A 21,988-nucleotide genomic window follows, 5' to 3' on the forward strand; every position below is an offset into this window, starting at 1 on the left:
GGCCTGATCACCATGGAAGGCGAGGCCAAGCAGATGCTGGATGATCCGCGGGTCAAGGCGGCTTACCTGGGTGAGGGGTGATTAGGGTGATTATTGGCATTGGCGACGATGCGATAGATGATTGACTGCGTCCTTCATGAGATGCAGGCAACGTAGACGAAAAAAAGCGCAGCCTGGCTGTAATGCCGTTCAGTTAAGCTTGTTACCAGCCCGAAAATCTGCTCAGACTTTGCTTGCGCCACCGCTGACCGTTCGTCCTGAGTAGCGGCGTAGCCGCGTATCGAAGGCGCGCCACAAGCTGAGCAGCGCCCCTTCGACAGGCTCAGGACAGGCTTCGATACGGCCCTAAAGGGCCTACTCAGTCCGAACGGTTTCAAATGTTTTGAAGAGACCAAGCAAAATCGCCGCGCCAAAGTCATCTGGCGCGGCGATTTTTTCTTAACTGAACGGCATTACAGCCTGGATGCGCTTTTTTTCGTCCATTAGGTCGGCATGCCGATGACACGGCAGTGAGCGGCCGGGTGCGGTATCAGGCCGCCTTGCGTGCCTTCACCTGATTGCGCAGGCTGCGTACCTTGTCGTGATTGGCCAGCACACCTTGATACTGGCGCTCCACGATCAGGCGGATATCGGTGGGCAGGTCTTCACTCAAGGCCTTGCGGTAGGCGTTGACGGCGGCATCCTCGCCGCGTTCGCATTCGTCCAGGATGCTCTCGTCATCGCGCCCGGTGATGGCGCTCTTCAGGTTGACCCACTGGCGATGCAGGGTGCCGCCCAGCGTGCTGTGGCTGGCCGGTTCACCACCCAGCCGGCGTACCAGATCCTGCAGGTCCAGCGCCGTCTGCGCACATTCGGTGGCGCGCACCATGAAGGTGTCCTTGTAGGGGATGTAGCGCTCCTGTGCGTCGTCGGCACAGGCGCGGAAACCCTTTTCGCCGTCGATGGAAATCTGTATCAGGTCGTTGAGCGTGGAAATCAGGTGATCGTTGGTCATGTTGCTCTCCTTTCTCGCTTGTTTTACGCCGGTTACACCGACCGGCGGCCTGCTGGCGGCGCGGCCGGCGGTACGGGGCGGATCAGTGGACGAACAGATAGATCAGCACCAGCAGGAAAGCCGGAACGCCGCACAGCCATGCCAGGAAATACTTGCCCATGATGTTCTCCTTCTTGTTTATCGGATTCTGTTGGGTGGACGCCGCTCCCGATGCAGGATGCCTGGGAGCCGGGGAGTCGGCGCTGCTTTGCGATTGCATGCTGTCATCCTATGAGCCCGCTCCGGTGATTTCCATCGGACTGCGGCGCAAGCGCATGTAGGAAACAGCCCTGCTTTGCCTTCCGCAAGCATCCCGGAAAAAATCCGCTCGCAAGCCTCTATCCGGAATATGCCGGAATGCCGCAATCCCAATGCCGACAGGACTTTGCGCTTTGTCCTACAAGACAATCGGCAGGCGTCCTATAGAGCCCGACAGTAGGGCCTCGCTATCATTTTTCCCATGCTGCACAGGTTTCACGGCGCAACGGTGCAAGGCCTGATGGCCTGGCCCGGCCGATGATCCGCAGTCCCGGATTAGCCGGGGCCGGATCAAAGATGTGATCCCCGACCACCCTGACCACGAGGAGACGCACCATGAACAAGAAGACCATCACCGGCCAATTCCAGTTTGCCCTGGGCAAAGTCCAGGAAGGCGTCGGTAGCGTGCTGGGCAATGTGCAGCTGCAACGCGCCGCCCAGCGCCGCCAGATGGATGGTCGCATCATGCACGCGGTCGGCGAGGCGCAGGATCTGATCAAGCGTTCCCTGCGCCAGCGCGCGGGTTCGGTGTGAAGCCTGTGTAAATCAGGCGTCAGCCATCAGCTATTACCTGCGGGAGACGAGATGAGTATTGCCAGAAAATTGTTGTGGGCTGCCGGCATGGCCGGGGTCGCCGTTTGCGGCACCCTGCGTGTACTGGCCCGTGATGCAGCGCGTCGTGACCAGCGCCAGCAGAGCCTGGCACTGCAGCGCTGGGAAGACGAAGGCGGCAGCGCCCGCACCGTGGCCCAACGTGGCCGCCGTAGCGCCGATAACCGCGGCAGCCGCGGGAGCCGCGCCGTGCGGTAGTGCAGCACCCTGGCGGCTGGCTCTTTGTCCTACAAGGCAATCGGGCTGGCGCCGATAGCGAGCGCAACAGGGGCTCAGTATCTTGAACCTACTCGCTGACGTGATGAAGGACGTAACGAAAGCAAGCAATGCTGATGCATTGAAAACGGTAAGAAGACCGTAAGTGAAGACTCACAAGAACTCACAAGCAACGAAGGCGCCGGAGACTGCGTCGCACTATCGCAATCACCAGGAAAGTCGCCGGCACGATGAAGAACAACGGAGGAGGAGATCATGGACAAGCTCGTGCTCGGATGGCTTCTGGGTGTGCCGGTGCTGATGCTGATCGTTCTGCAGTACCTGATGTGAGCAGATTCTGAAGGCGCGAACGACGCTATCGACGCTATCAGCGCGTGCCATTGAACCCGAAACGAATACATGGAGGGCAAGTATGCAAGCCAACAAATTCAAGACCGTCCGTAGCGATGTGCAATCGCTGCTGCAACAAGCCCAGGACCTGTTCGCCGAAGCGGCCAACACCACCGGCAAGAAGGCCGATGACCTGCGTGCCACCGCCCAGGATCTGCTGGAGCAGGCCCTGAGCACCGCCCAGGATGCACAGGCCGCCGTGGTGGAAACCGGTCGTCAGATCGTCACCAGCACCGATGACTACGTGCAGTCCAATCCGTGGCGTGCCATTGCCATCGGCACCGGTATCGGCCTCCTGGTCGGTCTGGCCGTCGGTCGCTGCGCTGACCACGACTGATTTCCGCACGCCGTGGCGATGCCCGCGCGGCATCACGGCTGCAGCCAGGCGCTCCGCATGCGGGATACAGGACAACACCCCCGTAGCGAAGTGCATTAGTCAAGAAACCGGAGAAAAGGAATGACCACCATGACCAAGAATCCCCCGAAGACCGACGTCAAGAAAAAAGCCGATTTCCACCTGGACAAGGAAGCCATTCGCGCCGCCGCCAAGAAGATTGATGACGGTGCCGTCACCGAAGGCTATCGCGGCAACCGCGAGGAAGTCGTCGCCATGCTCAACGACGCGCTGGCCACCGAGCTGCTGTGCGTGATGCGCTACAAGCGTCACTACTACACCGCCAAGGGCCTGGAAATCGAGGCCATCAAGGGCGAGTTCCTGCAGCATGCGCAGGAAGAGCAGAGCCACGCTGACCAGATTGCCGAGCGCATCGTGCAGCTCAATGGCGAGCCGGATTTCAACCCGAAGACCATCGCCGAACGCAGCCATGCGCAGTATGACGAGTCCTCCGACATCAAGGACATGATCCGCGCCAACCTGGTGGAAGAGCGTGTGGCCATCGAGGCCTACCGCCAGATGATCGAGCGCATCGGCGACGATGATCCGACTACCAAGCACATGCTGATCCAGATCATGGCGCAGGAAGAAGAGCACGCCGATGACATGAGCGATCTGCTGGGCCTGTAAATCCGGCAACCGTTGCAAGCATGGGCGCGAGAGCGCAAGCGAGAAGGTAACGAGAACGTAACGAGGGGCCATCCCCCTCGATCTGAACCCCAACCCACAACGAGGAGATCACCATGAACTGGGACATCGTGGAAGGAAACTGGAAGCAATTCAAGGGCAAGGCCAAGGAACAGTGGGGCAAGCTGACCGACGATGACCTCGACGTCATCGCCGGCAAGCGTGATCAACTGGCCGGCCGCGTGCAGGAGGCCTATGGCGTGAGCAAGGACGAAGCCGAGAAGCAGGTCCGTGATTTCGAGGATCGCAACAAGGACTGGCGTCAGTAAGCCGCCTGCCTCGCTCCCGCCCGCACCGGAGTTGGAGTGAGAGTGAATGGAGTGAGTGAGACCGCGAGCAGCACTCGCAAGTAAGACCGCAGGACCGCAACATCGACATCGTAGTACGCAGGCCGCTCACCCGGCCTGCATAAGAATACGGCCCCAGGCCGCAACCCAGGCTATCAAAGCAAACCATGAGGAAGGACAACACAATGAAAAAAATCATCGCAACCATGATCTTCGGCGCTGCCGCCATCGGCATGCACGGCGCAGCCTTCGCAGCTGATCCGGCTGCCGCACAATACAAGGCCGACAAGTCGCGCGCCGATGCCGACTACAAGGCAGCCAAGAAGAAATGCGGTCCTTTGAAGGGTAACGACCAGGACGTGTGCGAGAAGGAAGCCAAGGCCGCCCACGAATCGGCAATCGCTGATGCCAAGGCCAAGCGCAAGGGTAGCGAAGCCGACAAGGATGCGCGCAAGGACAAGAACGATGCCAACTATGACGTCGCCAAGGAAAAGTGCGACGCCATGAGCGGTGACGCCAAGGACAAGTGCGTGGCCAACGCCAAGGCCAAGTACGGCAAGTAATCCGGGTTCTTCGGCCGTAGGCCGATAAACCATCGATTGACCATCGATTGACGATCATGCGGTTTGCGCCCGGCAGATAGTCCGTGGCGCGGCCGCCAGACCAGGCTTATCCCCCAACAACATAGGAGTTTCATCATGTCGCTGACCAAAATGTCCCTGACCAAGCGTTTCCTCGGTTTCTTCCTGGCCCTGTTCATGGTTTCCCTGGTGGGCTGCGCATCCAGCCCGGGCAAGGAAGGCACCGGCGAATACGTCGATGACGCCGTCATCACCACCAAGGTGAAGGCCGCCATCTTCAACGAGCCGAACCTGAAGTCCGCTGAAATCAATGTCGAAACCTACAAGGGCGTGGTCCAGCTGTCCGGTTTCGTTTCCAGCTCCACCTCGGCTGCCCGTGCTACCGAACTGGCCCGTGGCGTCAAGGGTGTGGTCTCGGTGCGTAACGACCTGCGTCTGAAGCAGTAAGGTCGGGAACTTGTGAGCGCGCGACCGGTCTGTTGACCGGTCCGCGCTTGTCCCGCTTGAGGACTTGCTGCTTGCAGAGCGTCTCGGAACGATCCGGTGCGTTCCGCAAGAAGACAGGTCAGGTGCAGTCGGGTATAGTTGGAATCCGTTGCTGCCGGGCATGCGCGAAGCCGGCCAGGGAAGGGCGGCGCGGCGGGAAAGCGGGTAGATCCCGTGGACTTGATTACCGCTTAAAACGGCGTAAAACCAGAGTACAACTACAAATCGTACCAAGCAGCGCCCACAGCGCTGGCGTTTCAATTCACTGCTCAAAATTGCCATGACAAAAATACTTGTAGTCGATGACCACGCGGTCGTACGGGCAGGTGTACATCATTTCATTTCGGAAATACCGTCGATGGAAATCGGCGGCGAGGCCAGTACGGCGGAAGAAGCCATCCGTCTGGTGCGTACCCAGGACTGGGACATCGTCCTGCTCGACATCGCAATGCCCGACAAGAGTGGCGTTGAAGTCTTGAAGCAGATCAAGCGGGAAAAGCCGGAGTTGCCGGTGCTCATGCTGTCCATGCACCCAGAGAGCCGCTATGCGGTGCAGGTGCTGCGCAGCGGTGCATCCGGCTACGTGCAGAAGGAGGCGCTGGCCACCGAGCTGGTCAACGCCATCAATACCATCCTGCGTGGTCACAAGTACATCAGCTACGGCGTGGCCGAGCTGCTCACCAGCGAGCCGGTGGATTCCGAAAAGCCGCTGCACGAGACGCTTTCGCAGCGGGAATACGAGATTTTCTACAAGCTGGGTCAAGGGCAGGGCGTGACCCAGATCGCCGACGAGCTGTGCCTGTCGGTAAAGACGGTCAGTACCTATCGTTCGCGCGTGCTGCAGAAGATGAGCATGACCAATAACGCGGACATCATTTATTACGCGATCAAGAACAACCTGATCGACTGAGATCCGGCGACCCGGGCGGTTCCGGCCAGGCAGCACAGGCTGCAGAGGCTGCATGAACCAAACGGGGGCGCAGGCAAGGAAGAGTGGTACATCGCATCATGGACGACATTCTCAACATCAGGCCCCAGCGCGACGGCGACGGGACGATCCTGCGGCTCTTCCTGGTGGAAGATTCGGAGGACGTGCGGGACCTGATTGTCGAGAGTCTGGCCGAAATTGCCGGCGTGCGCCTGGTGGGTTACGCCGAGACCGAACTGGAAGCCCTGCGTCATCTGCAGGAGAGCAGCTATGACGTGCTCATCCTGGACATCCAGTTGAAGCAGGGCAACGGCATGAGCCTGTTGCAGTCGCTGGCGCGCTCCAATACGCGCCGCCAGAGCGAGGTGAAAGTGGTCTTCAGCAATCACGTCAGCCCGACCTATCGGCGCGTGGGCGTGCAATGCGGCGTACAGCACTTCTTCGACAAGTCCTCCGAACTGCCGCTACTGTGTGACCTGTTGCAGGAGCTGGCCAAGCAGAAGGGGGGCAAGTCCGGGCGGACTTCGTCGAGCAACAATTCGCCGCAAGGGCCGGCCCAGGCGGGCGGGGTATAGGCAGGATTTTGCTGCATGATTTGTGCAGCCAACGATCGCGGCGCCAGGGCTGTTCGGCGCGACCGCGGTGCACCAGACAACGAAAACCGATCATGGCACGCAGCCTGCCGGAGTCCGAAAGACCCTGACGCAGGCTTGATGTCCGAGACGTACGGACAGCACGGATCGCACACGAACGAGGGATTCCCGACGATGCAGAAGAACCAAGACGGACTTCGTCCGTCCTCCGCCGATATCCAGAACAGCGCATCGGTCGAGTATTTCGCGGCATCGCACGCCAATTACAGCGGCATGGTGACGCTGGCCATGGGCCTGTCCATGGCCGTGATCCTGCTGGGCATCGTGGTCTTGCTGACCGGTTTCCTTGGTGAGGAGTACCGGCGACTGCTGTCAGGCCTGCTGGCCGTGCGCGAACTCACGGCCGGTGGTTTCATCGTGGGCGCCCTGGCGCTGTACTTCAATTGCATGAATTCTGCGGTACGCCGCCCGTTGCTGCGGCGCATCGCCGTCGGGCTGGCGGTGCTGCTGCTGGTCGGTGGGCTGGCGTCTCTGGCGCACGGTGTCATGTACGCGCTGGGCTGGCTGCCGCTGGAGGGCGCTGACACGATTTCGCCGCTGGCGATCCCGCCCTTGCTGTCGCTGGGCTTTGTGCTCATGGCGACCGCCTTGCTGCTGCATGACTGGCGCTTGCTCGGCGGCTACTATCCGGCCGAATACCTGGCCTTTGCCCTGATCGCGCTGTCCGCCATTCCGCTGGTGGGTTATCTGTACGACGTCAGCCAGTTCATCTATCTCGATTTCCCGCTGCCGGTGTCGTTGCTCTCGGCGCTGGTGTTCGCACTGCTGGGGGCGGCCTTGCTCATGGCACGCCCGGCACATGCCCTGATGGCGGTGATCATGCGCATCGCGCCGGGCGGCCAGATGTTGCGCCATCTGTTGCCGCAGACGCTGTTCCTGCTGCTGGCCTTCAGCCTGTTGCTGAACTGGGGCATGACGCATGGCTGGATCGTGCCGGAGCTGGTCTTGCCGACGCTGACCCTGATCAATGGCGCGATCGTGCTCTTCATCTTCTGGGGCTCGGCCAGTCGGCTGGATAGCGAATACGGCGAACGTACCCGCAATGCCCAGAAACTGGCCGAGACCAGCGCCTTGCTGAACGCCGTGAGCGAAAGCACCAGCGACCCGATCTTCGTGAAGAATCGCCAGGGCCTGATGATCTTCGCCAACCCAGCCACCCTGCATAAGCTCGGCAAGACCTGGGAAGAGACCATGTACCGCTCCAGCCGCGAGCTTTTCCTGGTGCAGGAAGAGGCCGATACGGTGGACCGCGATGACCGTCGCGTCATGGCCTCGGGCAAGCCCGAGAAGCTGGAACAGACCCTCCACCTGCCGGAGGGCGTGGTCACCTTCCAGACCGCCAAGGTGCCCTGGTTCGGCAAGGATGGCAGCGTGCAGGGCGTCATCGGCATCAGCACCGACATTACCGAACGCAAGCAGGCCGAGGATGAGCTGCGCCAGCGCGAGAGCCAGCTGGAAAAGACCGTGATCCAGCGTACGGCCCTGCTGCGCGAATTGACCAATCACCTGGAAACCGTGCGCGAAGAAGAGAAGCGCGCTATCGCCCGCGAGCTGCACGACAACATGGGCGCCTCCCTGACGGCCCTGTCGATGCACCTGGAAGGGGTCTACCAGATCCTGCCGCCGGATGAAAAATGGGCCGACCGCAAGACCCGCATGCAGGGCCTGATGAAGTCGCTGGTGGCCACCACTCGGCGCATCCAGACTGAACTGCGGCCCAATACGCTGGACCTGTTCGGTCTGAAGGCGGCGATCTCGGAACAGCTCGACGAACTGCACGAGCGCACCGGCATCGCCTGCCATGCCAGCCTGCCGGACGAAGACGTGGATGTGGGCCACGAGATGGAGATTGCCATCTACCGCATGCTGCAGGAGATGCTCAACAACGTCACCAAGCATGCCAAGGCCAGCAAGGTGGATGTGATCCTCGATATCGACGAAGACCACGTGGCCCTGACCGTGCGCGACGATGGCGTGGGCATTCCCGAAGAGCGGCGCGACAATCACAAGACCTATGGTCTGCGCGGCCTGCGCGAGCGGGCTACCTTCTTCGGCGGCGAGGTCGATATCCGCTCCACGCCGGGCAAGGGGGCCTTGATCAGCATCAGCCTGCCGATCCGCCCGGAGCTGGCGCCCAGCGAGCCCTGAGCGGCGCGAACCGAGGCGTTTCCCCGCACATCTGTCACCGTTCCGAAAGCCGCCTCCAGGGCGGCTTTCTGCGTTTTGGTGAGGATTTTTCAGCACCGCTTTTCCTGCACGGTTTTTCGTTTTTTCCTACGCGCGAAAGGGCGACTCTCTTATGGGCCTGCCACAGGCTCATCGATACCATGGACTCATCGTCGCAGTCTGACCCGAAGGGCGGACCAGGCGGCGGTGCCGGCAAGCAGGCAGGAATGTCCTGACGTTGCGCCGGGACCTAACAGGCAATCAACCACAAAGGAGCCATCATGAACAAGGATCAAGTCAAGGGTAGCTTGAAGGAAGTGGCAGGCAAGGTGCAAGAGAAGACCGGTGAGCTGACTGGCAATACCAGCCAGCAGGTCAAGGGCGCTGCCAAGCAGGTGGAAGGCAATGTCCAGAAGTCCTATGGCGATGCCAAGGAAGCTGCAAAGAACTAAGTGAAGTGGGCGCGCCGTCGCCGTGGATGCCGCCCGGGTTCTGAGGAGCCCAACGCATTTGCGGTGGCCGGCGGGATGGCAGTGTAGGAATCTTCCTACGCCAGAATCGGAAACGGCTGATTTTGTGTTGCAGCAATTTCCGCGACCATGTCGTCATGGTGCTGGTAGAGCCGGGAAATGGAAAAGAGTTCTCGGGTTGCCGCATGAAATTTTTGCTCACCGCCAAGAAGGGACCCCTGAAAGGGCAGACCATGAAAAAAACAGTCGGTATTTGCATGCTGGTAGCCGTCTCGGCACTTGCCTCCTCCGCTTATGCAGCACCCCGTCAGGCTGATGACAGCGCAGCGCGCTGGTCGGCCTCCACGATGGATCGTCACATGCCGGTCGACGCGACCCGCCTGCAGAAGGCAGGTCAAAAGAAGTTCCGGTACATGGACATGGCCGAAGGCCGTCGTTCCCGGTTCATGCGCGAAGCTGTCCTGCTCTATGGGCAAGAGGCTGGTGCATGCACCCCGGACGTCGCCCGCGAAGCCGCCAAGGCTGCGCCGCAAGCTCCGGCTGCGCGCGTGATCATGCGTCCGATGACCTGATGCCGGTTCTGTCATCCGTTCGTTGGACTCTATTCGACAATGAGGAAGGAGTAGTCATGAAAACAATTCAAAAACTGGCAGTGACTTCGGTAGCCATCTTTGCCTTTTCCGCGATGACCGGCTGCAGCAACATGTCCGCGCGCGACAAGAACACAGCCATCGGTGCAGGTGCTGGTGCGGTGGGCGGTGCAGTGCTCACAGGTGGTAGCGCCATCGGTACCGTCGGCGGCGCCGCCGTGGGTGGCGTGATCGGTAACCAGGTGGGCAAGTAAGCCGGGCTGACCAGGTTGTCAGCTACAGCGTGCAGGCTATCGAGGCCTGCGCTCAAGGAATGCATCAAACGCCGTAACGATGGCCATCGTTACGGCGTTTTCCATTGGTGGCTTGCACTTGGGGCCGGCGCAGGGGTACCCCCTGCAGCCAGGCAGCAGGCTAAACCGGCATTGGCTCAGGAGGCCGGCTTGGCGCCTGTCGCCTTGTAGTCGTCATAGATGCGGCGGGCGCGCGCCGCATCGTCCTTGCGGGCTGCGGCGGCTTCCTTGCGGCAGGTGCTGGCCTGCTTGCCACGCTGTGCCTTGCAGTCGGCCAATGCCTCGGCGTAGGCAGCGGCGGTCTCCTGGTTGAGATTGCGCAGCCGTTCCTTGGGAGTGTCGGCGTTCTGATACCAGCGGGCTGGATCGCCATTGGCCAGCTTGTCCTCGCCGGCGTGGCTGGATGCGGCCGTCAGCATGGACAACGCGGCCAGGCAAACGGGCAGGGAGGACGCGAGGAATTTGTTCTTCATCTGTTATGGGCCTCATCACGCAAACGCGAAAACTTCATGGGGATGGGCCATCTGCCGTGCCCGCAGCGTATAACAAGCCAGCTGGACACAAGGCAAACGGCGCGGTCGGTGACAGGGCACCGACCGCGCCGTGTTCCCTTCCGCAGGCCGATGGTATCAGGCTTGCATCCGGGAGGGGAGGGTCGCGGGGAAAGCGTCAGGGGCGCTGGCAGCAGGGCGGAGTCAACCGCCTTGCTACCGCCCCGTCTTATATCTTCCCGAGCAGCAACAGGATCAGCAGGATGATGACGATGGTGCCGGCGATACCGCTGGGACCATAGCCCCAACCGCGGCTGTGCGGCCAGGCCGGGATCACGCCGAGCAGGATCAGGATCAGGACAATGAGCAGGATGGTGCCGAGGGTCATGGAGTTTCTCCTTTGTTATTGAATTCGTTCTTGCCCGCCAGGGTGCAAGCGCCGGGTCGTTCGTTGTTGCTCGTTATTGCTTGATGATGCTCGTTGATGCTCGTTGATGCTGAGCCATCATAGGCCCCGTCCCGCTGTCCCCGCGATCAGCGCCCGTCGCAATATGCTGTAGGAAAACCCGGCAATACCGGGTAGGCGGGCGCCTCGGGCCGTCCCCACCAGTGGCCCCAATGGGCCGCTGATCGCCTCGCCTTGCCGCCAACTTGGTGCAAAGCACAAATGAAGTGCGGCCCGAGCTCATGTTGACGGTGCGAGAACCCCCTCGCCGGACCTGTCGTGAGTCTTGGTCATGGCGCCGTCAGTGCAGGCCGGGTGCGGCTTTGCGGGCGATTATCATGCGCTGGCACAGTCTTTGCTGAATTGACGACATAGCGCAGAGAGTGCGCAACAGATGTGAAGGTGTGACCAACGGCGGTCGCATCGTCCCGGACAAAGGCGTCTTCCGACATGGTCATCCATGACGGGACACGCCTTTTTTTTGTTGATGGCTTTCGTCAATGTCAATTCGCAACGCAAGGGGAAGGGTGCTATGGAATTCAACGCTCAGGCGGACCAGGCAGGCAAGCTCGCAGATATCGAACCAGCCACGCAGGCAGGGACGGTCGACATGGTGGACGGCAAGCGCCGCAAGCTGATACAGGGTGCAGGCCTGGCGGCCGGGACCGGCATGCTGGGACTGACCAGCGGCGGCGCCTGGGCCGCCGGTTCGGACAAACCGGAAAAGGAAGAGGTCAAGATCGGCTTCATTCCCCTGACCGACTGCGCTTCGGTGGTGATGGCCTCGGTGCTGGGCTTCGACAAGAAGTACGGCATCAAGATCGTCCCCAGCAAGGAAGCCTCCTGGGCCGGCGTGCGCGACAAGCTGACCAATGGCGAGCTGGATGCGGCGCACGTGCTCTATGGCCTGATCTACGGCGTGCAGATGGGCATCGGCGGGCAGAAGAAGGACATGGCCGTGCTCATGGGCCTGAACCACAACGGCCAGGCCATCACGCTATCCAAGAAGCTGGCCGACAAGGGTGCCGTCGATGGCGCTTCGCTGGCCAAGCTGATGCAGACCGACAAGCGCGAATACACCTTTGCCCAGACCTTCCCCACCGGCACCCACGCCATGTGGCTGTATTACTGGCTGGCCGCCAACGGCATCCATCCGATGAAGGATGCCAAGGTGATCACCGTGCCGCCGCCGCAGATGGTGGCCAATATGCGGGTGGGCAACATGGACGGCTTCTGCGTGGGCGAGCCCTGGGGCCATCGCGCCATCGTCGACGGCGTGGGCATCACCGCCATCACCACCCAGGACATCTGGAAGGACCACCCGGAAAAGGTGCTGGGTACCTCACTGGAGTTCGTCCAGAAATACCCCAATACCTGCCGCGCCATGATGGCCGCCATCCTGGACGCCAGCAAATGGATCGACGCCTCGCTGGCCAACAAGAACAAGATGGCCGAGGTCATCGCCGACAAGTCCTATGTCAACACCAGCAAGGACGTGATCGACCAGCGCATCCTGGGCCGCTACCAGAACGGGCTGGGCAAGACCTGGGACGACCCCAACTACATGAAGTTCTACGACGAAGGCCAGGTCAACTTCCCCTTCCTGTCGGACGGCATGTGGTTCATGACCCAGCATCGCCGCTGGGGCCTGCTCAAGAGCGATCCGGACTACCTCGCCGTGGCCAAGTCGGTGAACCAGATCGATCTCTACAAGGAGGCCGCCGCCATGACCAAGACGCCCCTGCCCAAGGAAGTCATGCGCAGTTCCAAGCTGGTCGATGGCGTGGTCTGGGACGGCAAGAATCCGGCTGCCTATGCGCAGTCCTTCAAGATCAAGGTGTAAGCCTCGGCGGCCAGCGCTGGCAGTGCAGCCAAAGCGCTGGCCGTCATAGTGAAGTGTCATCAGCAAGGGGAAAGCGATGAGTGCAGTCATGGAAAACATCATGGGCGATAACGCCAAGCCCGCCGGCAACAGCCAGGTCGCAGCAGTGGCCGCGGCCAGCCAGGCGCAGCCGGCATCGGTGGCACCTGCTGCCACGACCAGGGTACGCAGCGCCAGGAAGCGCCTGGCCGCAGGCGGACTGTTCATGCGGGTGGTGCCGCCGGTCCTGGGCGTGGCGCTGCTGGTACTGGTGTGGCAGATCATTGCCATGAAGACCGCAAGTTTCCCCACGCCATGGGTCACCCTGAAGGAGGCCGGCGTGATGTTTTCCGATCCCTTCTATCGCAACAGCCCCAATGACCAGGGCATAGGCTGGAACGTGCTGGCCTCGCTGCAGCGGGTCGGCATGGGCTTCGGCCTGGCGGCGCTGGTGGGCATCCCGCTGGGGTTTGCCATCGGCCGGGTGGAATTCCTCTCGCGCATGTTCGGCCCCATCATCAGCCTGCTGCGCCCGGTTTCGCCACTGGCCTGGCTGCCCATCGGGCTGCTGGTGTTCAAGTCGGCCAATCCGGCGGCGATCTGGTCGATCTTCATCTGCTCGATCTGGCCGATGATCATCAACACCGCCGTGGGCGTGCAGCGGGTGCCGCAGGATTACATGAACGTGGCGCGCGTGCTGAACCTGTCGGAGTGGAAGGTGCTGACCAAGATCCTGTTCCCCTCGGTATTGCCCTACATGCTGACGGGCGTGCGCCTGTCCATCGGCACCGCCTGGCTGGTCATCGTGGCCGCCGAGATGCTGACCGGCGGCGTGGGCATCGGCTTCTGGGTCTGGGACGAATGGAACAACCTGAACGTGCCGCACATCATCATCGCCATCGTCGTCATCGGGGTGGTGGGGCTGGTGCTGGAGCAATTGCTGGTGGCGCTGGCCAAGGCCTTTACCTATGAACAGGTCAACAACTGAACAGGCGGGAGCACATCATGGATAACATCAACGGCAAATTCATCGACATCCACGGCGTGGAGATGGTGTTCCATACCAGGAAGGGTGACTTCCACGCGCTGCGCGAGATCAACCTGACGGTGGCCAAGGGCGAGTTCATTACCCTGATCGGCCACTCCGGCTGCGGCAAGTCGACCCTGCTCAATCTCATTGCCGGCCTGCTCAAGCCCAGCGACGGCGTGCTTCTGTGCGCCAACCGCGAGATCGGTGGCCCGGCCCCGGAGCGGGCGGTGGTGTTCCAGAACCATTCGCTGCTGCCCTGGCTGACCTGCTATGAAAACATCTACCTGGGCGTGGAACGCGTCTTCGGCGCCAGCGAAAACCGCACGCAACTGCGCGACCGCACCCGCGCCGCACTGGCGCTGGTGGGCCTGGGCGCGGCCGAGACCAAGCGTCCCAATGAAATCTCCGGCGGCATGAAGCAGCGCGTGGGCATTGCTCGCGCCCTGGCGATGGAACCCAAGGTCCTGCTGATGGACGAGCCTTTCGGCGCCCTCGATGCACTGACCCGCGCCCATCTGCAGGATGAACTGCTCAAGATCGTGGCCAAGACCGAATCGACCGTGGTCATGGTGACCCACGACGTGGACGAGGCGGTACTGCTGTCGGACCGCATCGTCATGATGACCAACGGCCCGGCCGCCACCATCGGCGAAGTGCTGGAAGTGAAGCTGGCCCGGCCGCGTGACCGGGTGGCGCTGGCGCAGGACGCGCAGTATGGCCTGTACCGCACTGCGGTGCTGGAATTCCTGTATCGCAAGCAGGCCCATCCGGCACGCGAGGCGGCCTGAGTCGCCTCGGCCCTCGCGCAGGCACGCAGATGCTCAGTGTGTTGCGCGCCTGTCCGCTTTTCGTTGCATCGTTGGAAGGAAGCCTGCCATGTCCACCCTGGCCTTGATCGATACTGCACCCGACCGCGCGGCCGAGGATGCATCCACCGTGCCGTTGTCGGGAGAAGTCTTCGGCGCCATGATCAATCTTTCCGGGCGCCGCCGTTTCACCTCACAGCGCCTGGTGCTCTACGCAGTGCTGGCCTCGCAGGGGCAGCAGGGAGCCTGTGCTACCGCCCGCGAGGCGCTGGCCCTGTTCAGCAATGCCCATGCGGCCCTGCTCAAGCGGTCGGGTGATTTGCCCGGGGTGTTCTGCCCCGAGCTGGAAGAGGTCTATTACGGGCGGCCAGCCGGCGACGCCCGCATCACCGCATTTGCCGCGCTGGCGCAGCGCACCCTCAACGCCATCGAAGACCGTCTCAAGAGCGGCCCCGAACTGCTGGCGCAACTGGTGCAGGAGACCACGCCGCTGCTGGGCGTGCTCAACGAGATCACGGCGGTCTACGAGGCGCAGTCCAGGAAGCATGCGCGGCTCATGCGCGAGCAGTTGCGCGGGATCATGACCGACATCGAGGTCATCGCCCGTGAAGCCAAGATGGTGGCCTTCAATGCGCGCATCGTGGCGGCCCGTTCGGGGCAGGCGGGCAAGGAATTCTCGGTGGTGGCCGGCGTGCTCTCCAACATCACCGGCGAGATCGATGAACTGGTCAAGGAAGCCCTGAGCGGCGCAGCGGCCTGAGTGGGTCTCAGGGGGCTTCAGCGGGTTTCAGTGGATCACACTTCGCGCCTGCAGGCAGCCCAGGCCACCAGCAACCAGGCGGCCAGGAAGGCCGCCCCACCCAGGGGCGTGATGGCGCCCAGGATGCGTGTTCCTGTCAGCGCCAGCAGGTAGAGGCTGCCGCTGAAGACGACGATGCCGGCCAGCATCAGATTGCCGGCCCAGCGCATCGCAGCACCGGCCATGCGCGGCATGAGCAGGGCGATGGCGATCATGCCCAGCGCGTGCATGACCTGGTAGGTTACGGCGGTATGCCAGATCGCCAGCATCTCTTCCGAAATCATCCGCTTCAGGCCGTGCGCGCCAAAGGCGCCACAGCCTACGGCGATGAACATGTTGATGGCGCCGGCGGCGATCAGGGTGCGTTCTTTCATCGGTGGCTTTCTTCGTATCCGGGGCGGCTCAGTATGGGCGCTGCGACCTGCCCAGGCGATATTCATGACGCAGCACGAACTGTGAGGTGGCAATCAGACCGGATAGCCCCAGGATCAGTTGCGTGAGCGTATCGGGCGGCAGTACCCAGACCGAGCCGGCAGGGGCGGGGACATTGGCGGCTGCGCTGATGACGGGGGCCGCCCAGGCAGCTTCCTCGCTGACATCCAGCAGGATCTGGCCTTCCGGTGTGGTGTGCAGATAGATCTCGCCGCCCAGTTCCAGCGTGAAGCAGATGCCCTGGCCGGCGTTGACGGTGTTCATCTTGTGGCGGAACACCACTGCCTGCAGTTCGCGGTTGTAGGTATCGATCCAGGTTTCCACTTCGTGGACGTTCTGCAGGACGATCCAGCGTCGCGGCGCGGGGATGGAATCGGCACCGGCGACGGCGTCATCAGGGAAGATCGGTTCGGGGGCTTGGTCGGACATGTCGGTGGGCAGGGCAGGCAGACTCGGTAAAACCGGAAGTATACCGGATCAGCTCTCCCGCCCCGTGGCCGGGTCCTGCCGGGTGCCTTGATCAAGATGCCAGGCCACCGATGCCTGGCCGGCCAGTTCGCGCACTTCGCGCAGGCGGGCCATCTCGCTGTGGGACAGGCGTTCGCTGTGGCGGCGCAAGCCACCCAGGTCGTGCAGGGCGGTCTCGGCGTCGATGCTGGCCAGCCCGGCCTGGCGCTGCAGGCGACGCAAGGTCGATGGCGGCTGGTGGGCGACGACCGCCTCCAGATAGTCACGATTGGCCTTGAGACCGAGCGCGATGCGTTCGCGCGGCGAGGCGCCCAGTTCGGGCCATAGCGCCAGGGCGGCCAGCAGGGCGACGGCGCTGCCGATCAGGTTGTCCAAGGCCCGGGCCGAGGCGATGCCGACACCAGGTTGCAGCATTTCGGTCACGCAGATGAACAACATGGTCAGGAACACCACGAACACCGTGTAGTTCACCAGCCGCAGGGCGATGGCCAGGCCGGCCAGCATCACCGCCACCAGCGGCAGCACCCAGCTCATGCCGGAAGCCACATGGAGCAGGCTCAGTGCCAATGCACCGCCCAGCAGGCTGCCCAGGATGCGTTCCAGGCAGCGCGTCCAGGTCTGGCGTGCCGCACCTTGCAGTACCACCACCACGGCCATCGTGGCCCAGTAGGGATAGCCAAGCTGGAACACCTGGGCCGCATAGAACACCGCCGCCACGCCAGCGGCCTGGCGGGCGCCCTGTTGCAGGCCCCGGCCCAGCCCGGTGCGCCAGGCGGGTGGCAGTGTGGGTGGCACGGCGGCGGCGGGCGACGCATCGGGTTCATCGCTGCCGTGCTCGGCCCGGTATTGCGCCCAGGCGGGATCGGACAGCAGCAGCGTGTGGGCCTGCATCAAGGCCGACAGGCAGCCAGTCATCAACGGGTCGGCCAGCTGGCTGGCGCGCCTTATGTCGATGGGGCGGGACTGGTTCGATGGCAGCGGGATCTGTGGCCGCAGCGTCAGCCTCTGGTAGGCGCGCAGCACCACGATGCGCGCCGCCCGTGCCACGATGCGCCGCTCGGCGGGCGAGCCCAGTTGCTGGATGGCGGCGTGTTCCAGCGCGATCAAGGCGCTGAAGATCATTTCGCAGGCCTCCAGCAGGCGGCGATAGGATTGGGCACTGTCGCTGGCGGAGCGCTCGTGAGGCTGCAGCATGGTGCGCAGCCGCTCCAGGGCCAATCGCACGGCGCGGCGGTGTTCGCCGTGTTCGCTGTGCCATTGCTGTTCCCGATGCTGGCCATCGCGCGCGGCGAGCAGGTCGCGGCTCATGTCGAGCATGCGCAGCAGCGCCGCCTGCGCGGCCTGGCGCAGGGCCGTGTGTTCGTTGATACGCCAGAAAAGATTGATCAGCAGCCACGCCCAGAGCGCGCCGATCAGGAAAGATGCGGCCTGCAGCGCCGCCAGCGCCGGCGCATGCGGGAAGCCCGCCGCCACCACCGCCACCACCGCCAGCAGCGTCCCCAGCAGCGCTGCGGACTGGATCGCACCGGTCAACGTGACGCTGAGCAGCACCATCACCGGTGCGGCGAGCAGGGCCGCATGACTGCTCCAGGAGGCGCTCCAGGAACCGATGAATGCCACCGCCGTGCCCGCCACCGCAAAGCCGGCCAGCAGGCGCCGCCGCTGGGTATGCGGCCCCGGGGCATCGCACAGGCAGGTCCAGAAGGTGGCGAACACGGCCCAGGCCAGCCAGTGCTGACCGCTGATCATGGCCGCCGCCAGCGGCAGCGCGATGGCCAGGCAGGCGCGCCAGCCTTCCTCGGCACTGAACTGTTCCTGCAGCAAGGGGAAGGAGCGCAACTCCAGCCGTCGTGCGGCACGACGTGTGAATGCGGCCATCCGGCTGGCAAGCCGGCCATGGCGGTGCGGCAGGGACGGGCGGTGAAGGCAGGTGAAGGGCGTACGGGCGGTTTTCATCGGGACTGCATCAACGTGGGTGGACCACTTTGAAAGGATATGAGGAGTTTCTTTCACGAATACTACAGGCGACCTGCATGAATGCGCAGGGCCTGGAGGTAGTAGGTCGGGAAGGGCGAGGAGGCCGATCTCTTCGCTACCTCCCGTGCCAAGCACTTTCCATGCCGGTGGTGTTGCCGCCGGTCGGGTTTGGCGGAGATGGGTTGCGGTGAGGGGGAGCCGGCAGGCGGGGAAGTGCCTGCGCGGGGGGGACTGGCGGGACCGCGCCTTCAGGCCCCGAAGCGCTGCAATACCGTCACTGCCTCGGCGCCCAGCAAGGGACCTTCCACGCTGACCGCAGGTGCAGAATCTTGCACCACGTCAGCTGCGCGCAGGGGAAGTTGCGGCCCGCCCAGCGCGTCGCCGATCTGCGCAGTGGAGGCGGCATAGATCACGCGGCCGATGCCGCCCCAGAACATCGCGCCGCAGCACATTGCGCAGGGTTCGCCACTGGCGTAGACGGTGGCGCCGCGCATGGCTTCCAGCCCCAGCTCTTTCTGTGCGCGTCGCACCAGCACCATTTCGGCGTGGCCGGTGCAGTCGGCGGCGGTGTTCTGGTTGTTCATTGCCGTCATCAGTACCTTGCCGTCGGGCGCGACCAGGGTGGCGCCGAAGGGCATATCGCCGCGCTTGAGCGCTTCTTCGGAGGCATCGATGGCCAGGCGCATGGCGGCGTGGTCCTGTTCGTTGAAGGGGAGGGGGGCGGGGCTACGCATGGTCGGCCTCACATTTCGTCGATCGGGGTGGTGGCGGCTTGCGCTTTGTCGAGCGTGAAGCGGCCGCTGGCGTTGAGGTAGAAGCTGGCGCCGAAGCGACCTACCGGATGATAGTCCTGCAGGCGCACGCGCCATTGTTCGGTATCGACCAGGCCATCGCGCGCGGCCAGCCATTGCACGCGGCCGATGAAGATGTAGCGACTGGCCGTTTCCAGTTTTTCATGCAGCACGCATTCAAAGGCGACCGGTGCCTCGGCGATGCGCGGCGGCAGGATCGTCTGCGCCGGTACCGCGTGCAGGCCGGCGTGTTCCAGCTCGCTCTGGTGCGGCGGCAGCGTGGCAGCGCAGGCGTCCATTTGCACGCACATGGCCTCGTCGGTCAGGTGCACGACAAACTCGCCGGTGCGCAGGATGTTGGCTGCGGTGTCCTTGAGTGCGCCGTCCTGCAGGCGGTTGATGCTGACCATCACGATAGGCGGATCTTCGCCGAGCATGTTGAACATGGAGAACGGCGCGGCGTTGACCGTGCCGTCTTCGCCCAGCGTGGTGATGAGCGCGATCGGGCGCGGCACGATCAGGCTGGCCATCAGCTTGTAGCGCTGGTAGACGCTGAGTTCGGCGAAGTCGATTTCTGTCATGGCGTTTTCTTCATATTCCTTGAAGCGATTGTGCGCTTTCGGCTTGCCCCGTTTGCTATCCCGAACAAGGCAAGCCGGTATCGGTAGCCAGGGTCAGGGTTGCTTGCCCTGGATGCCTTCCACATACCACTTCATGGTCCAGAGCTCGGACTCCGGTACGGTGCGGCCGGCGGCGACCTGCAACTGTCCGCCCTGGTTGTTGATGGGGCCGGCGAAGGGCTGCAAGGTGCCGGCGACGATGGCCTTGCGGCGCTCTTCCGCCTGCGCCACCACCTCCTTGGGCAGCCCGGCGTTGTAGGGGGCGAGCTGGACGATACCTTCCTTCATGCCCCACTTGGTGTCCTCCGCCTTCCATTGGCCTTCCAGCACCTGCCGCACCTTGTGGACGTAGTACACGCCCCAGTTCAGCGTATTGCCGGTCAGATGCGCCCTGGGACCGAAGCGGCTCATGTCGGAGTCCTGGCCGAAGGCGTACAGGCCCTTGCTTTCCGCCACCTGCACCGGTGCCGGCGAGTCGGTGTTCTGGTAGAACACGTCGGCGCCTTGCGCGGCCAGCGTCTGCGCGGCATCGCGCTCCAGGCTGGGGTCGTACCAGGCGTTGATCCACACCACCTTGGCGTTGACCTTGGGGTTCACACTGCGGGCACCCAATACGAAGGCATCCAGGTTGCGGATCACCTCGGGGATCGGGATCGGCGCCACATAGCCCAGCGTATTGGTCTTGGTCATGCGTCCGGCGATGGTGCCCAGCACATAGGCGCCTTCATAGAAACGGGTTTGGTACAGGCCGACATTGCGCGCCATCGTGTAGCCGGAGCAGTGTTCGAAGATCACGTCCGGGTTTTCCTTGGCCACGCGCAGCACCGGGTTCATGAAGCCGAACGAGGTGGCGAAGATCATCTTGCAGCCGTCATCGATCAGCTGGCGCATGACACGCTCGGCCTCCGGGGTTTCCGGCACGCGCTCGACGAATACCGTCTCGATGCGGGCGCCGAATTCCTTTTCCAGCATGCGCCGTCCGAGATCATGCTGGAAAGACCAGCCGATGTCGGCCACCGGCCCCGGATAGATGAAGCCGATCTTCAGCTTCGGTGCAGCGGCCAGGGCGGCGAACGGTTGCGAGGACGCAGTTACGGCGGCGGCGCTGGATGCAAGCAGAAATTGACGGCGGTTCATCACGGCGGGGCTCCTTGTTGGATGGATGGATCAGTGGCGAAAATTCACTGTGATCGTATACATGCAATTTTGATGCCAGCCTTTTAATTATATTATCTATATGATTTTAAAGGAAATATTATATTTATATGTATTGTATACAACTTTCGAAATGAGCCAAAGCGGACCTTTTGCTCACCCAGGGTGCTGGTCGTGCACCAGACGTGGGCAGTCCGGCGCCGGTGATCGGCGGTGGGGATGTGGGGAGAATGGACGCGGAGGAAGCTCAGAAAGCGCGGCGCAATGCGTCGGGCTTTTCTTCCGGCAGGCGCAGGCGGCCTTCCAGCGCCAGCAGGTGGCGTTCCATCTCGGCGCTGGCGCCATTGCCGTCGCGCAGCGCCAGCAGGTCCACCAGGCGGCTGTGCTCGTCATGTTCGCAACTGGCCTCGCCGGGGGCTTCGTAGAGCGCGACGATGAGGGAGCAACGGGTCATCAGTTCGGTCAGCATGCGTTGCAGTACCTGGTTGCCGGACAGCTCCGCCAGCGCCAGGTGAAAGCCACCGGCCAGGGCGACCCAGCGCGGGTGGTCGCCGTCATGCAGCGCGGCGTGCTCGGCCTGCAGGCGCTGCCGCAGTTTGGCGACGTCACCGTGGTCGATCTGGCGCGCCACTTCGCGCACGATGGCGCCTTCGATCGCCCGCCGGGCAGCGAAGACGTCGCGTGTCTCCTTCGGTCCCGGTGTCGCCACCGCGGCGCCCTTGTTGGGCACCACGTCGACAATGCGCAGCTCCGACAGCCGCCGCAGCGCTTGGCGCACCACGGTGCGGCTGACGCCGAACTGATCGCACAGGCTGGCCTCCTGCAGGCGCGTTCCGGCCTTCAGGCGGCCGTGCATGACGGCATTGAAGATGGCCTCGTAGACGGTCTGGTCGAGGGTTTCCGGCGTGTCGGCGGTGCGTTGCGGTTTCATTGGGCAGAGTGGATTGCGGGGTGGCTGGCCGTCCAGGAGCATACATAGGCCGGCGGTATCATAACGCGCCACGGGCTCGGCCGGGCTGGCGCATCTGAATAAGCAAGGGGTGCGCCCGACGGCGGGGGCGGGGAAGCG

General features: G+C 63.0%; 28 protein-coding genes and 1 pseudogene. 18 read left to right on the forward strand and 11 right to left on the reverse strand.

Annotated features, from left to right (window positions below):
- A pseudogene (locus BTM36_RS19795) lies at positions 1-81 on the forward strand (ABC transporter ATP-binding protein); the annotation flags it as partial.
- Between the two features lie 448 nt (positions 82-529).
- Here the strand turns inward: BTM36_RS19795 and BTM36_RS19800 are convergent.
- Together BTM36_RS19800 and BTM36_RS28405 are read right to left on the reverse strand one after the other, a co-directional pair.
- Positions 530-994 carry a PA2169 family four-helix-bundle protein gene (locus tag BTM36_RS19800; RefSeq protein WP_077237642.1) on the reverse strand — a complete coding sequence of 155 codons (465 nt, stop codon included), beginning with the start codon at positions 992-994 and terminating at the stop codon, positions 530-532.
- Between the two features lie 82 nt (positions 995-1,076).
- Positions 1,077-1,253: a hypothetical protein gene (locus BTM36_RS28405; RefSeq protein WP_168189811.1), complete on the reverse strand. Its 177-nt coding sequence runs from the start codon at positions 1,251-1,253 to the stop codon at positions 1,077-1,079.
- A gap of 374 nt (positions 1,254-1,627) precedes the next feature.
- Between BTM36_RS28405 and BTM36_RS19805 the strand changes: the two genes are divergently transcribed.
- The 13 genes from BTM36_RS19805 (at position 1,628) to BTM36_RS19865 (ending at position 10,005) form a co-directional block, all read left to right on the forward strand.
- Positions 1,628-1,825 (forward strand): CsbD family protein, encoded by a 198-nt coding sequence (locus BTM36_RS19805; protein ID WP_006464708.1) that lies wholly within the window; start codon positions 1,628-1,630, stop codon positions 1,823-1,825.
- A 51-nt stretch (positions 1,826-1,876) separates the two neighbouring features.
- The gene (locus BTM36_RS19810) at positions 1,877-2,101 is read left to right on the forward strand and encodes a hypothetical protein (protein WP_254427048.1); all 225 of its coding nucleotides are present in this window, start codon (positions 1,877-1,879) and stop codon (positions 2,099-2,101) included.
- 430 nt (positions 2,102-2,531) lie between these two features.
- Complete coding sequence (locus BTM36_RS19815) at positions 2,532-2,846, forward strand: YqjD family protein (RefSeq protein WP_006464710.1); 315 nt, start codon at positions 2,532-2,534, stop codon at positions 2,844-2,846.
- 120 nt (positions 2,847-2,966) lie between these two features.
- Complete coding sequence (locus BTM36_RS19820) at positions 2,967-3,533, forward strand: ferritin-like domain-containing protein (protein ID WP_006464711.1); 567 nt, start codon at positions 2,967-2,969, stop codon at positions 3,531-3,533.
- A 113-nt stretch (positions 3,534-3,646) separates the two neighbouring features.
- Positions 3,647-3,859 (forward strand): CsbD family protein, encoded by a 213-nt coding sequence (locus tag BTM36_RS19825; protein ID WP_077237644.1) that lies wholly within the window; start codon positions 3,647-3,649, stop codon positions 3,857-3,859.
- 203 nt (positions 3,860-4,062) lie between these two features.
- Complete coding sequence (locus BTM36_RS19830; RefSeq protein ID WP_077237645.1) at positions 4,063-4,440, forward strand: cell envelope biogenesis protein TolA; 378 nt, start codon at positions 4,063-4,065, stop codon at positions 4,438-4,440.
- A 135-nt stretch (positions 4,441-4,575) separates the two neighbouring features.
- Entirely contained in the window at positions 4,576-4,905 is a 330-nt protein-coding gene (locus tag BTM36_RS19835) for a BON domain-containing protein (protein WP_008326489.1), read from the forward strand.
- Positions 4,906-5,224: 319 nt separating this feature from the next.
- Complete coding sequence (locus BTM36_RS19840; RefSeq protein ID WP_006464715.1) at positions 5,225-5,854, forward strand: response regulator transcription factor; 630 nt, start codon at positions 5,225-5,227, stop codon at positions 5,852-5,854.
- A gap of 98 nt (positions 5,855-5,952) precedes the next feature.
- The gene (locus BTM36_RS19845) at positions 5,953-6,447 is read left to right on the forward strand and encodes a response regulator (protein WP_077237955.1); all 495 of its coding nucleotides are present in this window, start codon (positions 5,953-5,955) and stop codon (positions 6,445-6,447) included.
- A gap of 192 nt (positions 6,448-6,639) precedes the next feature.
- A complete protein-coding gene (locus BTM36_RS19850; protein WP_077237646.1) occupies positions 6,640-8,673 on the forward strand; it encodes a PAS domain-containing protein in 2,034 nt (677 codons plus the stop codon).
- Between the two features lie 299 nt (positions 8,674-8,972).
- A complete protein-coding gene (locus tag BTM36_RS19855; protein WP_006464718.1) occupies positions 8,973-9,143 on the forward strand; it encodes a CsbD family protein in 171 nt (56 codons plus the stop codon).
- Positions 9,144-9,298: 155 nt separating this feature from the next.
- Positions 9,299-9,733: a hypothetical protein gene (locus BTM36_RS19860; RefSeq protein ID WP_139347225.1), complete on the forward strand. Its 435-nt coding sequence runs from the start codon at positions 9,299-9,301 to the stop codon at positions 9,731-9,733.
- Between the two features lie 56 nt (positions 9,734-9,789).
- Positions 9,790-10,005 carry a glycine zipper 2TM domain-containing protein gene (locus BTM36_RS19865; protein ID WP_006464720.1) on the forward strand — a complete coding sequence of 72 codons (216 nt, stop codon included), beginning with the start codon at positions 9,790-9,792 and terminating at the stop codon, positions 10,003-10,005.
- Between the two features lie 176 nt (positions 10,006-10,181).
- On the opposite strand, the gene BTM36_RS19870 is transcribed toward BTM36_RS19865, so the two are convergent.
- On the reverse strand, positions 10,182-10,517 hold the full coding sequence (locus BTM36_RS19870; RefSeq protein ID WP_006464721.1) for a hypothetical protein: 336 nt from the start codon (positions 10,515-10,517) through the stop codon (positions 10,182-10,184).
- Between the two features lie 247 nt (positions 10,518-10,764).
- Complete coding sequence (locus BTM36_RS19875) at positions 10,765-10,923, reverse strand: DUF3309 family protein (protein WP_006464722.1); 159 nt, start codon at positions 10,921-10,923, stop codon at positions 10,765-10,767.
- 727 nt (positions 10,924-11,650) lie between these two features.
- Here BTM36_RS19875 and BTM36_RS19880 point away from each other — a divergent pair.
- The 4 genes from BTM36_RS19880 (at position 11,651) to BTM36_RS19895 (ending at position 15,437) form a co-directional block, all read left to right on the forward strand.
- Entirely contained in the window at positions 11,651-12,823 is a 1,173-nt protein-coding gene (locus tag BTM36_RS19880; RefSeq protein ID WP_039876242.1) for a CmpA/NrtA family ABC transporter substrate-binding protein, read from the forward strand.
- A 76-nt stretch (positions 12,824-12,899) separates the two neighbouring features.
- Positions 12,900-13,829 (forward strand): nitrate ABC transporter permease, encoded by a 930-nt coding sequence (gene ntrB, locus BTM36_RS19885; protein WP_077237648.1) that lies wholly within the window; start codon positions 12,900-12,902, stop codon positions 13,827-13,829.
- A gap of 17 nt (positions 13,830-13,846) precedes the next feature.
- Positions 13,847-14,659 carry an ABC transporter ATP-binding protein gene (locus tag BTM36_RS19890; RefSeq protein ID WP_006464725.1) on the forward strand — a complete coding sequence of 271 codons (813 nt, stop codon included), beginning with the start codon at positions 13,847-13,849 and terminating at the stop codon, positions 14,657-14,659.
- Positions 14,660-14,747: 88 nt separating this feature from the next.
- On the forward strand, positions 14,748-15,437 hold the full coding sequence (locus BTM36_RS19895) for a methyl-accepting chemotaxis protein (RefSeq protein ID WP_077237649.1): 690 nt from the start codon (positions 14,748-14,750) through the stop codon (positions 15,435-15,437).
- Between the two features lie 35 nt (positions 15,438-15,472).
- On the opposite strand, the gene BTM36_RS19900 is transcribed toward BTM36_RS19895, so the two are convergent.
- The 7 genes from BTM36_RS19900 to BTM36_RS19930 form a co-directional block, all read right to left on the reverse strand.
- Positions 15,473-15,850 carry a DUF423 domain-containing protein gene (locus BTM36_RS19900; protein WP_006464727.1) on the reverse strand — a complete coding sequence of 126 codons (378 nt, stop codon included), beginning with the start codon at positions 15,848-15,850 and terminating at the stop codon, positions 15,473-15,475.
- 28 nt (positions 15,851-15,878) lie between these two features.
- The gene (locus tag BTM36_RS19905) at positions 15,879-16,337 is read right to left on the reverse strand and encodes a hypothetical protein (RefSeq protein WP_006464728.1); all 459 of its coding nucleotides are present in this window, start codon (positions 16,335-16,337) and stop codon (positions 15,879-15,881) included.
- A 48-nt stretch (positions 16,338-16,385) separates the two neighbouring features.
- A complete protein-coding gene (locus tag BTM36_RS19910; protein WP_077237650.1) occupies positions 16,386-18,254 on the reverse strand; it encodes an FUSC family protein in 1,869 nt (622 codons plus the stop codon).
- A 347-nt stretch (positions 18,255-18,601) separates the two neighbouring features.
- Positions 18,602-19,087 (reverse strand): nucleoside deaminase, encoded by a 486-nt coding sequence (locus tag BTM36_RS19915; RefSeq protein ID WP_077237651.1) that lies wholly within the window; start codon positions 19,085-19,087, stop codon positions 18,602-18,604.
- Positions 19,088-19,095: 8 nt separating this feature from the next.
- Positions 19,096-19,725, reverse strand: coding sequence for a flavin reductase family protein (locus BTM36_RS19920; protein ID WP_077237652.1), 630 nt, complete (start codon positions 19,723-19,725; stop codon positions 19,096-19,098).
- A 93-nt stretch (positions 19,726-19,818) separates the two neighbouring features.
- The gene (locus tag BTM36_RS19925) at positions 19,819-20,901 is read right to left on the reverse strand and encodes a BMP family ABC transporter substrate-binding protein (protein ID WP_077237653.1); all 1,083 of its coding nucleotides are present in this window, start codon (positions 20,899-20,901) and stop codon (positions 19,819-19,821) included.
- 265 nt (positions 20,902-21,166) lie between these two features.
- Positions 21,167-21,850, reverse strand: a complete 684-nt coding sequence (locus tag BTM36_RS19930) for a GntR family transcriptional regulator (protein ID WP_168189812.1) — start codon at positions 21,848-21,850, stop codon at positions 21,167-21,169.
- Positions 21,851-21,988: the final 138 nt, after the last annotated feature.

Source organism: Herbaspirillum sp. VT-16-41, from assembly GCF_001994935.1.
Lineage (GTDB): Bacteria > Pseudomonadota > Gammaproteobacteria > Burkholderiales > Burkholderiaceae_D > Herbaspirillum > Herbaspirillum frisingense.